A 15577-nucleotide genomic window follows, 5' to 3' on the forward strand; every position below is an offset into this window, starting at 1 on the left:
ATGATCGACGCATCCCGGGTGCCGGACGTCATGTCTCGAACCATCCCTCGCGGCGTGTCAGAGGAATGGCGTCAGCAGGCGAGCCCCGTGGATCTTGATCCTTGAAGACGAATCAACTGAGACGGAGAGATCTTGATGAAGATGATGAACAGGAAGCGACTCGCAATCCCGGCTGCGGCCTTACTGACCCTGACGCTGGCGGCATGCGGCGATTCCGACGATGGCGCCGCCGAGCAGATGGGGCAAAAGATCGACCGTGCGGCCGAGCGCGCAGGTGACAAGGCCGACGCTGTCAAGAATTCGGTGTCGGACGCGCTGGAGAAGGCCGGCGATCGGGTGGAAGAGGTTGGAGATCGCGTGGAGAACCGCACCGATTAAGCGATTCTCGGACGTTCCGATGTCGTCCTAACGATAGGCCACCGGTGGCAGAGCACCGAATCCTGCCCTTTGATCGATACGCGTGCGACCTCGTGTCGCACGTCCCGCTCAGGCGATACAGAGCCAGAGCCCATCGCTCACGCCGTTAAGTCCGACCAAGCAGCCGCGACCTGCTGACAATAGCGATAGGCGCGCAGCCCGTATTTCCAGGCTTCACGCCAATGAACGCTGGTCATGGCGAGGATGACACCGCGCGCCTCCCTTGTGTCGCCGGACCCTTCGACGTCGATGCCGCGCCGTTCCAGACAATGATCGTGGCTGTGGTAGACCCCGCCAGCCAGTCCCGGACAGCCCGCTGTGATGAGATAGCCTGCGGTCGGATGCCGATTGCCGCTGGAGATCGACACTCGTCGGTGCCGGTCGTTCGTCCGCTCGGATGGCTGCGAACGCAGGTCCGCCGTCGCTGGCGAGCGGCAACGGAATGCGTGGCGCGCCCTCAAAAGAGCGAAAGGGATGGGGTTGAGTCGCCCAGTCCAGGCCTCCGGGTCCGGGCGCATAGCGCTCGGGGCGGTGCTTGCTGTCGAAACGATAGGCATAGACCTGTCTCAGCCGTGCGTCTGTCATCACGTTCTAGCTGCCTGGCGCGTCAATTCGAGGATGTAGGCATCAGATCTCGGGCCGAGACACTCAGATATCGACCTGCTCGCGCTGTCGCGCGGCTCGGCGCATCCTGAGGCGAGAAATCGCACTCCCGGTGTGAGCGAAGGGAGTCGCGCTGCGTCGGCACGCCAACTTGTCAGCATGACCAATAGGATCGCCGAGTCAGGCAAGTCGATTGCTGGCTTCTAAAGCGGCCACCGGTCGATTGCAGGTCGATGACTTTTCGATCCTGGAGGCGGAAAATCGGCCTGCTCGGCTCAGAGGTCGTTCTGTCCCATCAGCTGTCGCCCAACTCTGCGGGCAATCCGGCAGGACTCGGCCACAAGCGGACCCAACGGGACCTGTGCTAAAGTCTCAAGGGACACCACCACCCTAAGACGATCCAGGCAATCCACATCGGTCGGCGGGTGTCTCGTGCTTCTGCATGACATCACTAGTGTCCCAACGTTTCGTACACGGACGCTCTCTCTTACTGTTTATGTAGAACTTTTAGGGATTTTCAGAAAAATCGACTTGAACGCGCCGGCCAATTTCGCCCAGCCTCTGTCCGGAATCTTCGACTGGAGGCTAATTTCGAATGTATACCGGCAAACTTGTTTTCTCGCAGTTAACCGAGCATCTACCATTGCCCGTTTTTCGGCAGTGCGTTATGCGTTATCGTGGCAACCATAAGATAAAATCATTCTCCTGTCTCGATCAGTTTCTATGCATGATGTTTGCGCAACTGACCTATCGGGAAAGTCTTCGAGATATTGAAACGACTCTGCGAGCGCAATTGAGTAAGCTTTATCACATGGGTATTCGCGGAGGTATATCGCGGAATACTCTAGCTAATGCAAACCAAGTGCGCGATTGGCGAATTTATGCCGACCTCACTCGAGCATTAATTGAAGTCGCTCGTGATCTTTATATCAACGAAGCTCTCGCCTTTGATCTTGGCCAAACGGTTTACGCTTTTGATTCATCTACAATCGACCTTTGCCTTTCTGTTTTTCCATGGGCGCCGTTTCGCCGCACCAAAGCTGGCATAAAACTTCATACATTACTGGATCTGCGCGGTAGCATACCGACTTTTCTCGCAATTTCTGATGCTAAGCTGAATGATGTCAAGGCGCTAGATCTGCTGACGATTGAGGCTGGTGCTTTTTATGTCATGGATCGGGCGTATCTGGATTTTGAACGTCTTTATCGTTTTCAACTCGCCGGTGCCTTTTTTGTTATACGCGCAAAATCAAATACAAAAATGCGACGATTGCACTCTCGCCCGGTCGATAAGAAAACCGGATTGAGATGTGACCAAACGGTCTGTCTAACGGGTCTCAATACGGCCTTGCGTTATCCTCAGCATCTTCGCCGCGTCAAGTTCATCGATCCCACAACGAATAAGGAACTGGTTTTCTTAACGAACAACTTTGCTTTGCCAGCGTTCACGATCACAGAGCTTTATCGGAATCGCTGGTACGTAGAGCTATTTTTCAAATGGATCAAGCAACACCTTCGAATAAAAGCTTTCTATGGCACGACTGAAAATGCAGTGAAATCGCAAATTTGGATAGCGATCGCGACAGATGTATTAGTAGCAATTGTAAAGAAACGATTGAATATCAATGAAAGTTTGTATAGTTTGCTACAGGTTTTGAGCCTGACGCTGTTCGAGCGTGTACTTATAAATCAGCTACTTGACCATGCGCCCGGCAAATACACAGATCAGGATAACTCTAAGCAGCTGAATTTATTCGACTAAACGTTGGGACACTAGTGGCATGACATGCCGTTCAGGGAAGTTATCCGGAAACCAGAGAACTACTTGTTAGGCTAGACAAGAGGAAGGAAAATGCAAGAATTCAAGTTACTATATGTAATATCAAAGCAAGATGATCAAGATGATAAATAAATACAAAAAATCTCCACCTATAAAAATCTCTGACGCCATTTTACGTATGGCAGAGCCATTGATTAGAAGATACCCTAAACGTGAACGAATTGTAGTAATAATTGATTTAGCAATTTTTTCTTGGAATGTATCACTAACGACTGAAGTCAAAAGAGAAGAAATAGAGAGAAAGTTAATTGACCAAATGCCAGATGCATTCAATGCGACGGATATTGCTTCAATAATAGAACAAACAGATATCTTAATTGAGAGGAAGAAAGAGCTTTATCCAGATATAAACTATTTAATAGTTAGCCACAATCTATCAGTTGAGGATAATGGACAAATATCATTGGATGTTAACACAATCAAGCAATAGAAATGATCCACATTGTGTAAGCGTCTGCGCAAGCAAAAGAACCTAATATAACCATTCACCGGGCGCGCCAAAGGCGCGCGCCGGTGATGGTTATCGTTGGGCAATGCCGCCGGTTGGAAAGCGATGATTGCCAATATTGTTGGAATTGATTGCGCGTCGGATCCTGGGAATGTCGGGCTGGCATTATGAGGATTTGGGCTCGGCGGAGGCGCTGTCGAAAGGGTGGTGATCGGCTCGGCGAAGCGGGCACCTATCGATGTTGTTGCTGATTGGCTCCAAAAGCGGTCCGAACCGACGTTGCTTGCTCTTGACGCGCCACTCGGTTGGCCAGCTCCGCTGGCGCGCGCTCTGCAGTCGCATGCGGCAGGAGACGCTTTCGATGTGGAGGCTCATAACCTCTTCCGTCGAGAGACGGATCGATACATCCGCCGCACAATCGGGAAGCAGTCACTGGATGTCGGTGCCGACAGGATCGCACGAACTGCATTTGCCGCACTCGAACTAATCGCCGGGCTACGCAAACGCACCAAGCGCGAGATTCCGCTAGCCTGGACCACCGAGTTTTCAGGCATACGAGTGATCGAGGTCTATCCGGCTGCAACCCTTATTGCTCACGGCATTGATCCCTCGGGGTATAAAGCGAAGAACGGAGAGTCTGAACGGGTACGCGTTTTGGACGCGATCCACGCGCTCGTGACCGTCGACACGGAGATTCCATGTTTATCGTACGCTTCGGATGGTCTGGACGCCGTAATTTGCGTGTTGGCGGCTTGTGACTTCCTATCGGGACTGGCGCTGTCGCCCGATCCAGGTTGGCCCGTAAAGCGGGAAGGGTGGGTCTGGTTTCGAGATCCGAATGCCCAACAAGTCCATGCAGCCGACGCTCGTACCTCGCGCGGCTGATGGGCATCGTTATGTTTCAATAATGAATCACTGGAGATAGAAATGAACACCATTAGAACAATAGCAATGCTTACAGTATTCTCATTGTCTTCAACAAATCTCATTGCAGGAGATAATGAAGTAGAAAACATCGAACCTAATATCATAGGGAAAACATTCTTATTCGACTATGGCAGTTATGCTTACGATATAGCGATAACTTCAAACAAGTCGCTACATTGGAAACTGGTAAAAGGAAGTTTTGAAGGCCCAGGTCAAGGAGATAATTCATATCTTTCAAGCAGAATTGGTGACGGTATTATTTTTCTTTCATGGAAAGAAGAAAGCGGGATGCAGTTCTATAATCTAATGGATCTAAACACAGGGAAATTAACAACCCATGCTAATGCAGGTGGTATGTCTGTAAATATGGGTACGGTTTCGATAAAGAAGTAGAGCTTCAGAAATAAGAACATAACATGCGCATCAAGTCGAACGCATACTGCGCCATGAACGCATACTGCGCCATCGAGAGGTGGAACAAATTTCGGGGTGCGTGGGCGGCGCAGTATGCGTCGGCTTATGCTTGACGTTAGTCCGCTGAGGGTCGGCAACCGTCCCCAAAGGCAAGACGCGGCGCTCGCGATTCTTCTGGATTAGCACCGAATCCTTCGCAGGGCGCTTGCCGGCCAACAACGGTCGTTGCCACCCGCTCCAAGCGATGCCGGAGCATAGGATTGACATTCAATGGTGAGGGAGTGCCAGGGCGGACTGGCGGGCGGGGTTGGGACCACACCTTGCGACGGGCCGAGCACGGGCTCGATTGTTTGGGCCCTCCTCTCAGCCTACGCAGCGGCCGTTCGAGGTCCGATAGAACGGACAAGGTGCTGGAACCGGTGGCGCTGACGGGACGGAATTAGCTCGCACTTCCAAGAGTACGCCTTCCCTGTGCTCCTAGCTCTTCCTCATCAGCTGCAATCGCCCGGCGAAATACGCTGTTTTGGACCAATCGCGGATCGATGCCCAAAAGCTCATCAAACTGTCACTAAATCCTTATAGAATGCTACGTTTAGGGCATTAGTTTGCCATCTGCGGTCGATATGCTAGTCAATGCCAACACCAATCATAAAGCGCTGCTCGACCTCAAGTTGGAGAGCAATAACGCAGTACATGGGCACCTGCGATGAAACTGAAAGACAGAAAAGGCATTCTCTATCCGGCAAAGATGAAAGTCAAAAGCTGGATCGTGCTGGGTCCACCGGGATGTGGAAAGTCCTATCTCATAAGAAAGATCGGTGGTTACCCCGGGGAAGTTGGTATCGATATCTCTCAGGACAAGTGGTGGAAAGTGGAACCGCTGTCTTATCGACCGCGGGAGCTTCATTTTGCTTTTCCTTTTCAGGGGCACGATGGCGCATTGCCTGTTTATGACGAATACTGGAAAGGACTTAACGATCTTCCTGCGCTTGATTATCGGCGCATGCAGCTGCCAAAGAAGAAGAAATTTGTGTTAGCACCAGACTGGCGATCCCGTTTCGTGTTCGACTTCATTCTCCCACCAGCCGAATGGCTGTCGGATAACCGCAACAATCGCTATAAGAGCGGCGACCAGCGGTTGGTGGACTTGGCTTTGTCACCACAGTGGGTATCCTGGCAGGTCCATGTCCATTGGCAAGCGGCCTGGTTCTTCCACCAAGCCGGCTTGCAGGTGATGCTCCGCCCTTTTAATACCGCGCGTCCATACTCCTTCCCTGTACTAAAGAAAGCGATTCAGAAGAAAAGCTTGCCTACTGAAACATCCGTGACCCCGGATATGAACTGGTCAAAAATCCGGTTCGCCAAACTCTGGTTTGAGCAATCCGCACCCGACAATCTGGGCATCAATGAGACTCTTGCGCCACCTCTTTGAGCAGGGCATCTCCCGCGGGATGTTCGTAGGTGTCGTTGATCTTTTTGAAAAAGTCGATGTCGACAATCAGTGGTGCAAGCGTTGAGTCCGAGCAACTGCCGATTGTCCTTTAGGAGCGTATCGCCGAGAAGCAAAATCTCAGGTACCGCTTTTGTCGAGATTGAGCGCGCGCGACTCCGATCGCTAAGAGTAGCAGCGGGCCGAAGCGGGGGACGGGTCATGCTCGACAGGGCAAAACGATAGCGCTCGGCACTAGTTCGGGCACCTCCTTCCTGACTGGCAGCCTGCGGGAAGGATCAACAGCGAACGGCAGGTGTGGAGGTTTACCGATGTGGATGTGGCTTGGCTTGACGGGTGCGGCGTCATTGATAAGCGCAGTACACTTGGCCAAGCGGCCGCTACCGCTCAAAACCGGTTAATGCCGCAAGAGGGGCCTTAGTCGGCTGTGGGTCGTGACTTGCCGCTCGTCCCAGACTCTCGACTGACTCCTTTCCGCGTGTAGAAGTCACGTCAGGAGCAATACAAACCTTCGCACGAGAAACGTGTCCGCTTCCCGCGTGTAGAAGTCACTCGCACCAATGAGACGAGCGTCAACTCCTGGCAACAGCGTCGCTGAGGCGACTCGGCTCGGTGACTGCTCTACGGGCACGAGGTCCATCACGTCGAGCGCTATTTCCCAGTTCAGGTGGCTCGGTCAAAGTCCAGGAGCGGTGGTGCGGATCGGGCGCATTGGCGGCGGGCGGCTAACCTGTTGATAAATAGCAGTCTGCTCGCGCGGATCGAGCCGTCCGCGCCGATTGTCTCAAGAGGGTTCTTCGGTCTCCGCAGGCCAGCGCTCGCGGAGGCTTTCAATGGTGTCCTGGTGGGCGATCAGGATGACCTCGTCTCCGGACTTCAATTTGGACGTTTTCTCGGGCAGCAGAAAGGTTTCGTTTCGATAGAGACAGATGATGCGGCAACGGTCGGGCAACTCCAGCTCGTCGATGGGGCCGGCATCGTCGTCGCCGACGATGAAATCGAACACTACCGCGTCGCCTCGGATCAGCGACGACAGCTCCAGCGATTTCTCGCCGCTCAGCAGTCCCATCAGATGCGAGGCCACCGCGCGGTTGGGCATCACGCTGTCCTCAAGGCCCAGTTCGTGACAGATGCGCTGGAACTGGGGGTTGTTGACACGCGTCACGACGCGTTTGAAACCCAGCGAGCGTCCGATCAGGCTCGCCAGGATGTTGGTCTGGTCGCTTTCGGCCAGACAGAAGAGCACCTCGGTGTTTTCGGGTTCGGCATCGCTCAGTACATCCGGCGAGGTGCCGTCGCCATGGATGAAACCGGCGTCGAGCTGATCCGAGAGGGTCTCGATACGAGCGCGGTCGCGCTCGATGATGATGACCTCGTGTCCGACCTCGAGCAGCGTCTCGGCGGTCGACAGGGTCAGTGAGCTGGTGCCGATGAATGCCGTTCTCATGGGGATGCGCGCCTCCTTCCGATCCAGGTGGGGAGATAGAACACGACCAGCAGGGCCAGGATCTCGACGCGCCCGAACAGCATGTCGACCGTCAGCACGAGTTTCAGCAATGGGGCCATGTCAGGTCCGGTGAGTCCGGCCGAGAGGCCGGCGTTGGATGTGGCCGAGACCACTTCGAAGAGGCTGGCCATGGGTGGCTGACCCTGCACCAGGAAGATCAACCAGGACAGGAGCAGCACCAACGCCCAGAGACCGAGCAGCTGCAGTGCGCTGGCGATCATGTCGGGCTCGACCCGGTCGCCGCCGACACGCACCTCCAGGACCGCCCGCTCCGAGGTGGCGGTGCGTTGCAGCGCGACCTGGATCAGCCGGAGCAGGATCAGCAGCCGGATCAGCTTGATGCCGCCCGCGGTCGAGCCGGTGCAACCGCCGATCGCCATCGAGACCATCAGCACCAACTGTGCCGCTGGGGGCAGGGCGGCCACGTCGGTGGTGCTGAATCCGGTATCGGTCTGTGCCGAGACGCCGAGCACCAGGCCATCGGCGACGGCGGACCGCCAGGCGAGATCGCCATGCGTCGCGTTGATTGCCGCGAGCAGGGCAGAGGTAGTCAGGATCGCGATGAAGAGCGCGCGCACCTCGGGTTCGCCGAGCAGGGCGCGCGGGCCCTGTCGCGGCAGCCGGGCATAGAGCGGCAGGCTGATGGCGGCGGCGACGCAGACGAGACTGAGCACCGCGACCGCCGCCGGGGGCAGCGGCGCGATGTTCTGGTCCGTCGCCGCGAATCCGCCTGTTGCCACCGCCGCGAGCCCATGGACCAGCGCCGAGAATGGCTTGAGACCGCTCGCCCAGGCCGCAGCAACCGCGATCAGCGTGAGTGCCGCATAGACCACGAAGACGTGCCGTGCATGCTCGCGGGCCCCCGCTTCGGTGAGCGATTCGCCGGTGGTCTCCAGCAGACGCCGCGCGCCGGCGTGGTGGCGCATGATCAGCGCCACCGTGAACGCGGCAATGCCCAGACCGCCATACCATTGCATCCAGGCCCTGAGAAACAGGAAATCGGTCGGTCGCTCCGCCATGCCCCGCAGGGTGGTGAGACCGGTCGTGGTCACGCCCGACACGCTCTCGAACCAGGCATCGATCAGGGCGATGTCGATACCGACGAGCGGCCAGACCATGACCAGCGGCGCCAGGACGAAGGCTAGCCCGGTGATGGCCAGTGCCTCGTTCCATTGAATGTCTCCCCCTCGGTGCAGCCGGGCGAGCGGCCAACCCACTCCCCCCAAGAGGGCGCTCGTCGCGGCCAGACGCCACATCAATGGGGAATGGTCGGTGACGAGCGACACCAGCACCGGAACGACCCCGAGCGCCGCCAGTGTCATCAGCAGACGCCCGATCAGGCCGAGCAGGATTCGCGGGCGCACGGCGCGCATGAGATAGGCGGCGGCCTGTTTCATTCAGCGTGTCTCGTTTGGCCTCTGGCGTGGCGATGTGAGTGGTCGGCTGGTGACAGCCTTTTGCGATCCCAAATGCAACGATTCCAAATGCAAATAGCCTGTCCCAATGCAAATAGCCTGCCGTCGCCTGAAGCCCGTGAACTCCCTCGCCATGAGAGCGGTCCAGCTCGCCATGAGCATGGTCCAGTGGTGCAATTGAACCTGAATCGGGTGATATGCCCCGATCAGTTGCGTTGTCGCTGGTCCTATCCACCGTCTTAATCCCATTGATGGATGCCCTTTAGGGGCGCGCATCGACGTCCAGCCGACCGCGAGGGGCATCCTGGCATCCAGGGTGCTTATGCTTAAGCCGAGATTCGCTCCAAGTGTTCCACCCTAACGCATTGAGAGGAAACATGATCCAGAAAGACCTATTCGGCAGGTTGCGCAAGTGGTTCTTGCAGGGGCTGGCGCTGCTCGCGCCCCTCGTCATCACCATCGCCTTCCTGGTGTGGCTCGGCCGCTCCGTGGAGCTCTTCATGGGTGATCTGATGCGCGTCCTGATTCCCGCTGGCTGGTACCTGCCCGGTATGGGATTCGCCGCTGGTGTCGCCTTGACGCTTGTTGCCGGACTGCTCGCCAACCTCTTTCTGGTGCGCTGGCTGCTGGAACGCGCAGAGCGCGTGCTCGATCGTATCCCGCTGGTGAAAAGTCTCTTTCAAGGACTCAAGGATGTATCCAGATTCCTCGCCAACGATGGCGACGAGGAGCTGGGGCGCCCCGTAGCCGTCGATATCCAGGGTGTCAAGCTGGTTGGCTTTGTGATGCAGGAGCGCGCCGGATTGCCGGGCATCGCGTCCGATGGAGATCTGGTCGCCGTGTATTTGCCGATGAGCTACCAGCTGGGCGGCTTCACGCTCTATCTGGATCGCGACCGGATCACCGAACTCGATGTCGGCGCCGACCGTGCGATGCGCGCGGTGCTCACCGGCGGTTCGCTCGGCAACGGCGCCGAAATCGCGCGTCAACCATGATCGCAATCGCCCCGCCGCTCGTCGCCATCCTGCTGTCTCCGCTGCTCGGTGCCCTCCTGGCGCCGCTGGCGGAACGTCGCTGGAAACGTGCCCCTTCGGTCGTGGCCGCCGTCGCCAGCACCCTGGCGTTCGTCGCCCTCTTGCTGCAGGTGCCGGCGATCGTCGAGGGCACGATCCCGCTGCAGCAGTGGGCGTGGCTGCCAGCGATGGGGCTCGATCTGGCGCTTCGTTGCGATGGGCTGAGCCTGCTGTTCGCGCTGCTGATCCTCGGCATGGGGCTTCTGGTCGACCTCTACGCCCGCTATTACCTTCCGACCGATGCCCCGCGCGGGCGGTTCTATGCGCTGCTGCTGACCTTTCAGTTTGCGATGCTCGGCATCGTGCTTTCGGACAACCTGCTGTTGCTGGTGCTGTTCTGGGAACTCACCAGCCTCGTTTCCTTCTTGCTGATCGGTTTCGATCCCTCCACCGCCGGCGCCCGGCGCGGCGCACGCATGGCCTTGCTGGTGACCGGTGCCGGGGGGCTGGCGCTCCTGGCCGGGGTGCTCCTGCTCGGCAGCGTCGTCGGCAGTCTGTCGCTGACCGAGGTGCTGGCCGCTGGCGATCAGGTCCGCAACCATCCGCTCTACCTGCCGATCCTGCTGCTCATCCTGCTTGGCGCCTTCACCAAATCCGCTCAGGTGCCCTTCCATTTCTGGCTGCCGGGGGCGATGTCCGCGCCGACCCCGGTGTCGGCCTATCTGCACTCGGCCACCATGGTCAAGGCCGGTGTCTTTCTGCTTGCGCGGCTGTTCCCGGTCCTGGCCGACGGCGTGGTCTGGTTCGCGCTGGTCGGCGGCTTCGGGCTCGCGACCTTTCTGTTCGGCGCCTATGTTGCCCTCTTCAAGCACGACATGAAGGGGCTGTTGGCCTATTCGACCATCAGTCATCTCGGCCTGATCGTCTTCCTGATCGGTCTCGGAACGCCCCTCGGTGTGGTCGCAGGGCTGTTTCACGCCATCAACCATGCGGTATTCAAGGCGTCGCTCTTCATGGCGGCCGGTATCATCGACCACGAAACGGGAACCCGCGATCTGCGGCGTCTGAGCGGGCTGTTCGTTTTCCTGCCGATCACGGGCACGCTCGCCATGGTCGCGGCGGCCTCGATGGCCGGCGTACCGCTGCTCAACGGTTTTCTCAGCAAGGAGATGTTCTTTGTCGAGACCCTGGATTCCCCGCGCATCGCGGGCTGGCCGGTGCTGCAATGGCTGATGCCGGCGGCGGCGATTCTGGGCGGGGCCTTTTCGGCGGCCTATTCGCTGCGTCTGATCCGCGATGTCTTTTTCAATGGACGCTTCGACGGCCAGCGCCTGGGTCTGGCCAAGCCGCCAGGGGAGCCGAGGCGTCTGATGCGCCTACCGATCGAGGTCTTGGTCGCGGTCTGTCTCCTGGTCGGGATCTTTCCGGAGCAGGTCGTGCGGCCCGTGCTTAGCCTCGGCGCTCGCGGCGTGCTCGGCTTCATCCCCGACTATCACCTATCGCTCTGGCAGGGATGGTCGCCCGCCTTCCAGATGAGTCTGGCGGCGCTCGGTGGCGCCCTGCTGCTCTATCTTGTCCGACGCCCCTTGTTCGCCGCGCATGCGCGCTGGTTTCCACCAGCGCGTGGTGCACGGAGTTTTCAGCGACTGAGTGCGCGCCTGCTTGGCCTGGCCTACCGTGCCCGCCAGCGGATCGAATCCCTGTCGTTGCCCACGAACCTGACGTGGTTGGTGGCGACGGCGATCCTGATGGCGACCCTGGGATGGCTCATGGCGCGGCCGCCGGATGGGGTGCCGATTGGCTGGATTGCGGTGACGCCGACGCCGCTCGACGGCCCGAGCCTCGCCGCCGCCGCGATCCTGACCCTGTCCACCCTGGGCGTCGTGCTGCGGCGTGGCGATCGGCTCTGGGCACTCTTGCTGACGGGCGTGATCGGCCTGGTGGTCAGCCTGGCCTTCGTGCATTTCTCGGCGCCGGATCTGGCCCTGACCCAAGTGTCCGTGGAGATCGTGACGACCTTGCTGTTGCTGTTGGTCCTGACCCTGCTGCCCAGCAGTCTCGACCTCAGGCCCCCGCGCTGGCGACAGCGCCGCGACCTTCTGCTGGCCGTCATCGGCGGCATCGGTAGCGCGGTACTCGCGGCCCTCATGATGCTGCGTCCGGCCAAGCCGATCTCGGAGGGGTACCTGCAGGCCGCCGAGCCCCTGGCGGGCGCCGGTAACGTCGTCAACGCCATTCTGGTGGATTTCCGCGCCTTGGATACGCTCGGCGAGATCAGCGTGCTGGCCATCGCCGCCGTCGGCATTGCCGTCATGACACGGGGGTTGACGTTGCGCCTTCCCGCGCGGGGCGGCGAGCTCGATCGCGAGTCGCGCCATCCCTTGATGCTGAGCGCCGTCGCGCGGCCGGTGCTGCCGGCGGCGCTCATGCTCGCGGCCTTCCTGCTGCTGCGCGGTCACGAGGCCCCCGGTGGCGGATTCGTCGCCGGACTGGTGGTCGGAGCGGCACTGATCCTGCTGCAAGTCGCGAACGGATTCGGCTGGACCGCCGCGCGCTTTCACCCCGATTATCTGCGTCTGATCGGCGTCGGCCTCTTGCTTGCGCTCCTGACCGGGCTCGGCGCGCTGCTGTTCGATCAACCCTTGCTGACCAGTGCGATGCTGCACTGGACCCTGCCGCTGCTCGGCGAGCTTCGCTTGACCAGCACCCTGATCTTCGATGTCGGCGTGCTGCTGGTCGTGACCGGGACGCTGCTGCTGATCCTGGAGTCGCTCGGGCGACTGGGGAACAGCGGGCGCGATACCCTGACGATCGGCACCTCTCGGGAGACCGGCTGATGGAATGGCTGGTCGCCACCATGATCGGTCTGCTGATCGGCTGCGGCATCTGTCTGTTGCTGCGCTCGCGCAGCTTCCCGGTCGTGCTGGGTCTGCTGCTGCTGTCCTACGGCGTCAATCTGTTCGTCTTCGCTGCCGGCGGGCTGCACGTCGATCAGCCACCTTTGATCGCCTCCGGCCCACCCTATGCCGACCCGCTGCCCCAGGCCCTGGTGCTGACGGCGATCGTGATCGGCTTCGCCATGACCGCCTTCGTGCTCATGCTCGCACTCCGCGCCTTGAGCGAATTGGGCTCGGATCGGGTCGACGAGCGCCAAGGGGATGAAGAGTCATGAACGCGCCCTCGCTGCCGCTCCCGCTGCTCTTGCCGCTGGCACTCGGCGCGCTGCTGCTGATCGGCGCGCGCCTGCCGCTTTCGGTGCAGCGGTTCATTGGTCTGCTGGGCACGCTCTGCGTGCTCGCGGCGGCGCTCGACTTGTTGGCGTTGACCGCTCAGGGCGACGTCCTCGCGACCGCCATCGGCGGCTGGCCGCCGCCCCTTGGCATCGTGCTGGTGTGCGACCGGCTCTCCGCACTGATGCTGACCCTGACGGGACTGCTCGGGACCGCCGCGCTGCTCTACGCGTCCGGCGGCCTCGATGCCTCCGGACGTCACTTCCATGCGCTCTTCCAGTTTCAGTTGTTCGGGTTGGTCGGTACCTTCCTCACCGGCGATCTGTTCAATCTGTTCGTCTTTTTCGAAGTGCTGCTGATCGCCTCCTACGGTCTGCTGATGCACGGCGGCGGTCCGGCGCGCACCCGTGCGGCGCTGCATTACGTGGTGCTGAATCTGGTCGGGTCATCCCTGTTCCTGCTCGGCGCGGCCCTGATCTATGCGGCCACAGGCACCCTGAATCTGGCCGATCTGGCGGTTCGACTGGGGCAACTGACACCGGCCGATGCGAGGCTCGCCGGGGCCGGAGGGCTGTTGCTGTTCACCGTCTTCGCGCTCAAGGCCGCGCTGCCGCCGCTGCATGCCTGGATGGTGCCCGCCTATGCGGCCGCGTCGGCGCCGGTGGCGGCGCTGTTCGCCATCCTGACCAAGGTGGGGCTCTATGCCATGCTGCGGCTGCTCAGTTTGGTGCCGGACACCGGTTCGGGATCGGGCTTCGCGGGGTCCACGACCTGGCTGCTGACGGGGGCTGCGGTCCTGACCATCACCGCCGGCAGTCTGGGCGCCCTGGCCAGCACGCGACTCGGGACCATGATCGGCTATCTGGTCATGCTCTCGATGGGCACCCTGTTGGCCGGCATCGCGCCGGGCACGGCCCAAGGGCTGGCGGCGGCCCTCTATTACCTCGTCCATACCACGCTCATCACCGCCGGGCTGTTCATGCTCGCGGACCTGGTCGCCAATGGACGCGCTCAAGGCGATCGGTTGATCATCGGCGACCCGCCGCGCGACGCTCGGATCCTGGCGCCGCTCTTTCTGCTCGGGGCGATCGCCATCGCCGGGCTGCCGCCGCTGAGCGGTTTTCTCGGCAAGGCGTGGATCCTGATCGCGGTCCAGGACTTGGCTGCGACCGGTCCGGCAGTCTGGCCTTGGATCTGGGCGGCGGTGCTTGGCTCCAGCTTCGTGGTGCTGCTGGGGGTCTCCCGTGCCGGCGTGCTCTTGCTCTGGCGCCGCCGGGGTTCGGCCTCGCGGCAGGGCTCCGCGGCGAACGCGGTGGCGTGCCGATCCGGATTGGCGCGCCCCGCGCTCGTCGGCACATCGGCACTGCTCGCGGCTAGCCCGCTCCTGATGATGTTCGCCGGACCGCTGACCAGTTTCACGCTGGCGACCGCGCGCCAGACCCTGGACAACGGCGAGTATGTCGCTGCCGTCGCGGGGCTCGTACCCCGCACATCCGCCGTGAACGAGGAGGGCGCCCACCGATGATGACCTGGCTGCGTTTCCCACTGACCACGCTGGCGCTGCTTGCGCTGTGGCTGCTGCTGGTCGGTAGCGTTGCGCCGGGGCAGGTGCTGTTGGGTGCCCTGCTGGCGGCGCTCATCACCGGCGTCACGGCAGGGTTCTGGCCGAGGCACCGACGCCCCGGCCGACCATGGCTGATCGTCCGCTATCTGTGGCGGCTCGGCCTGGACATCCTGACGGCCAACGTTCGCGTTGCCGCGCTGGTGCTCGATCCGCGACGGCGTGCGCAGCCCTTCTTCGTCGAGTTGCCGCTCGCGCTCGAGGATCCCTTCGCGATCTATCTGTTCGCGAGCACTATCTCGCTGACACCGGGCACCGTCTCGGCGGATCTGCGCCGCCCGGCGGATGACGGCCGCACCCTCCTGCTGGTCCATTCACTCGACGGTGGCGATGCCGAGGGGGCCTCGGAGCGGCTGTGCCGGGACCTGAAGCAGCGTTATGAACAACCGCTGATGGAGATCTTCCGATGATTCTAGCGCTCGTGATGCCGGTCGCTCTGGCCATGATCACTCTGGCTCTATTGCTCAATCTCTGGGGGCTGTTGCGAGGACCGGACATGCCCGACCGCGTGCTGGCACTCGATACCCTCTACATCGACAGCATCGCGCTCCTGGTGCTGCTCGGTATCCAGTTCGACAGCCAGCTCTATTTCGAATCGGCCCTGGTGCTGGCGCTGCTTGGATTTCTCGCCACCGCCGCGTTCTGCCGCTATCTGGTGCGCGGCAGCATCATCGACTAGAGGAGGGGACAGC

General features: G+C 60.2%; 16 protein-coding genes. 12 read left to right on the plus strand and 4 right to left on the minus strand.

The genetic code is table 11. The features are described from left to right. Positions 1–135: 135 nt before the first annotated feature. Positions 136–378 (plus strand): hypothetical protein, encoded by a 243-nt coding sequence (locus tag Thiosp_RS15465; RefSeq protein ID WP_201067166.1) that lies wholly within the window; start codon positions 136–138, stop codon positions 376–378. A 137-nt stretch (positions 379–515) separates the two neighbouring features. Here Thiosp_RS15465 and Thiosp_RS15470 read toward each other — a convergent pair whose 3' ends face one another. Beyond that, entirely contained in the window at positions 516–785 is a 270-nt protein-coding gene (locus Thiosp_RS15470; RefSeq protein WP_242518624.1) for a nitroreductase family protein, read from the minus strand. Between the two features lie 830 nt (positions 786–1615). On the opposite strand from Thiosp_RS15470, the gene Thiosp_RS15475 reads away from it, so the two are divergent. From Thiosp_RS15475 to Thiosp_RS15495, 5 genes are all read left to right on the plus strand, one after another. Further along, positions 1616–2782: an IS4 family transposase gene (locus tag Thiosp_RS15475; protein WP_201067164.1), complete on the plus strand. Its 1167-nt coding sequence runs from the start codon at positions 1616–1618 to the stop codon at positions 2780–2782. A gap of 139 nt (positions 2783–2921) precedes the next feature. Beyond that, complete coding sequence (locus Thiosp_RS15480) at positions 2922–3290, plus strand: hypothetical protein (protein WP_201067161.1); 369 nt, start codon at positions 2922–2924, stop codon at positions 3288–3290. A 225-nt stretch (positions 3291–3515) separates the two neighbouring features. Beyond that, positions 3516–4193, plus strand: a complete 678-nt coding sequence (locus tag Thiosp_RS15485; protein ID WP_201067159.1) for a DUF429 domain-containing protein — start codon at positions 3516–3518, stop codon at positions 4191–4193. A gap of 42 nt (positions 4194–4235) precedes the next feature. Further along, entirely contained in the window at positions 4236–4628 is a 393-nt protein-coding gene (locus tag Thiosp_RS15490) for a MoaF-related domain-containing protein (RefSeq protein WP_201067157.1), read from the plus strand. Positions 4629–5355: 727 nt separating this feature from the next. After that, positions 5356–6081 carry a P-loop NTPase family protein gene (locus Thiosp_RS15495; RefSeq protein WP_201067155.1) on the plus strand — a complete coding sequence of 242 codons (726 nt, stop codon included), beginning with the start codon at positions 5356–5358 and terminating at the stop codon, positions 6079–6081. Here the strand turns inward: Thiosp_RS15495 and Thiosp_RS15500 are convergent. The 3 genes from Thiosp_RS15500 to Thiosp_RS15510 form a co-directional block, all read right to left on the minus strand. Further along, positions 6053–6184 (minus strand): diguanylate cyclase, encoded by a 132-nt coding sequence (locus Thiosp_RS15500; RefSeq protein WP_201067186.1) that lies wholly within the window; start codon positions 6182–6184, stop codon positions 6053–6055. The genes Thiosp_RS15495 and Thiosp_RS15500 overlap by 29 nt on opposite strands. Positions 6185–6883: 699 nt before the next feature. Next, complete coding sequence (locus Thiosp_RS15505) at positions 6884–7546, minus strand: potassium channel family protein (protein ID WP_201067152.1); 663 nt, start codon at positions 7544–7546, stop codon at positions 6884–6886. Beyond that, positions 7543–9003, minus strand: a complete 1461-nt coding sequence (locus tag Thiosp_RS15510; protein ID WP_201067151.1) for a TrkH family potassium uptake protein — start codon at positions 9001–9003, stop codon at positions 7543–7545. Before Thiosp_RS15510 ends, Thiosp_RS15505 begins: the two co-directional genes overlap by 4 nt. A gap of 395 nt (positions 9004–9398) precedes the next feature. Between Thiosp_RS15510 and Thiosp_RS15515 the strand changes: the two genes are divergently transcribed. Genes Thiosp_RS15515 through Thiosp_RS15540 form a run of 6 tightly spaced genes read left to right on the plus strand, consistent with a single transcriptional unit; the run spans position 9399 to position 15564 of the window. Continuing rightward, positions 9399–10016: a DUF502 domain-containing protein gene (locus tag Thiosp_RS15515; RefSeq protein ID WP_201067150.1), complete on the plus strand. Its 618-nt coding sequence runs from the start codon at positions 9399–9401 to the stop codon at positions 10014–10016. Then, positions 10013–12871, plus strand: coding sequence for a monovalent cation/H+ antiporter subunit A (locus tag Thiosp_RS15520; RefSeq protein WP_201067149.1), 2859 nt, complete (start codon positions 10013–10015; stop codon positions 12869–12871). The genes Thiosp_RS15515 and Thiosp_RS15520 overlap by 4 nt, the downstream gene beginning before the upstream one ends. Beyond that, on the plus strand, positions 12871–13206 hold the full coding sequence (locus Thiosp_RS15525; protein ID WP_201067148.1) for a Na+/H+ antiporter subunit C: 336 nt from the start codon (positions 12871–12873) through the stop codon (positions 13204–13206). The genes Thiosp_RS15520 and Thiosp_RS15525 overlap by 1 nt, the downstream gene beginning before the upstream one ends. Continuing rightward, on the plus strand, positions 13203–14789 hold the full coding sequence (locus Thiosp_RS15530; protein ID WP_201067147.1) for a monovalent cation/H+ antiporter subunit D: 1587 nt from the start codon (positions 13203–13205) through the stop codon (positions 14787–14789). Before Thiosp_RS15525 ends, Thiosp_RS15530 begins: the two co-directional genes overlap by 4 nt. After that, the gene (locus Thiosp_RS15535) at positions 14786–15295 is read left to right on the plus strand and encodes a Na+/H+ antiporter subunit E (RefSeq protein WP_201067146.1); all 510 of its coding nucleotides are present in this window, start codon (positions 14786–14788) and stop codon (positions 15293–15295) included. The genes Thiosp_RS15530 and Thiosp_RS15535 overlap by 4 nt, the downstream gene beginning before the upstream one ends. Beyond that, positions 15292–15564, plus strand: a complete 273-nt coding sequence (locus tag Thiosp_RS15540; protein ID WP_201067144.1) for a K+/H+ antiporter subunit F — start codon at positions 15292–15294, stop codon at positions 15562–15564. The genes Thiosp_RS15535 and Thiosp_RS15540 overlap by 4 nt, the downstream gene beginning before the upstream one ends. Positions 15565–15577: the final 13 nt, after the last annotated feature.

This window comes from Thiorhodovibrio litoralis, assembly GCF_033954455.1.
GTDB lineage: Bacteria > Pseudomonadota > Gammaproteobacteria > Chromatiales > Chromatiaceae > Thiorhodovibrio > Thiorhodovibrio litoralis.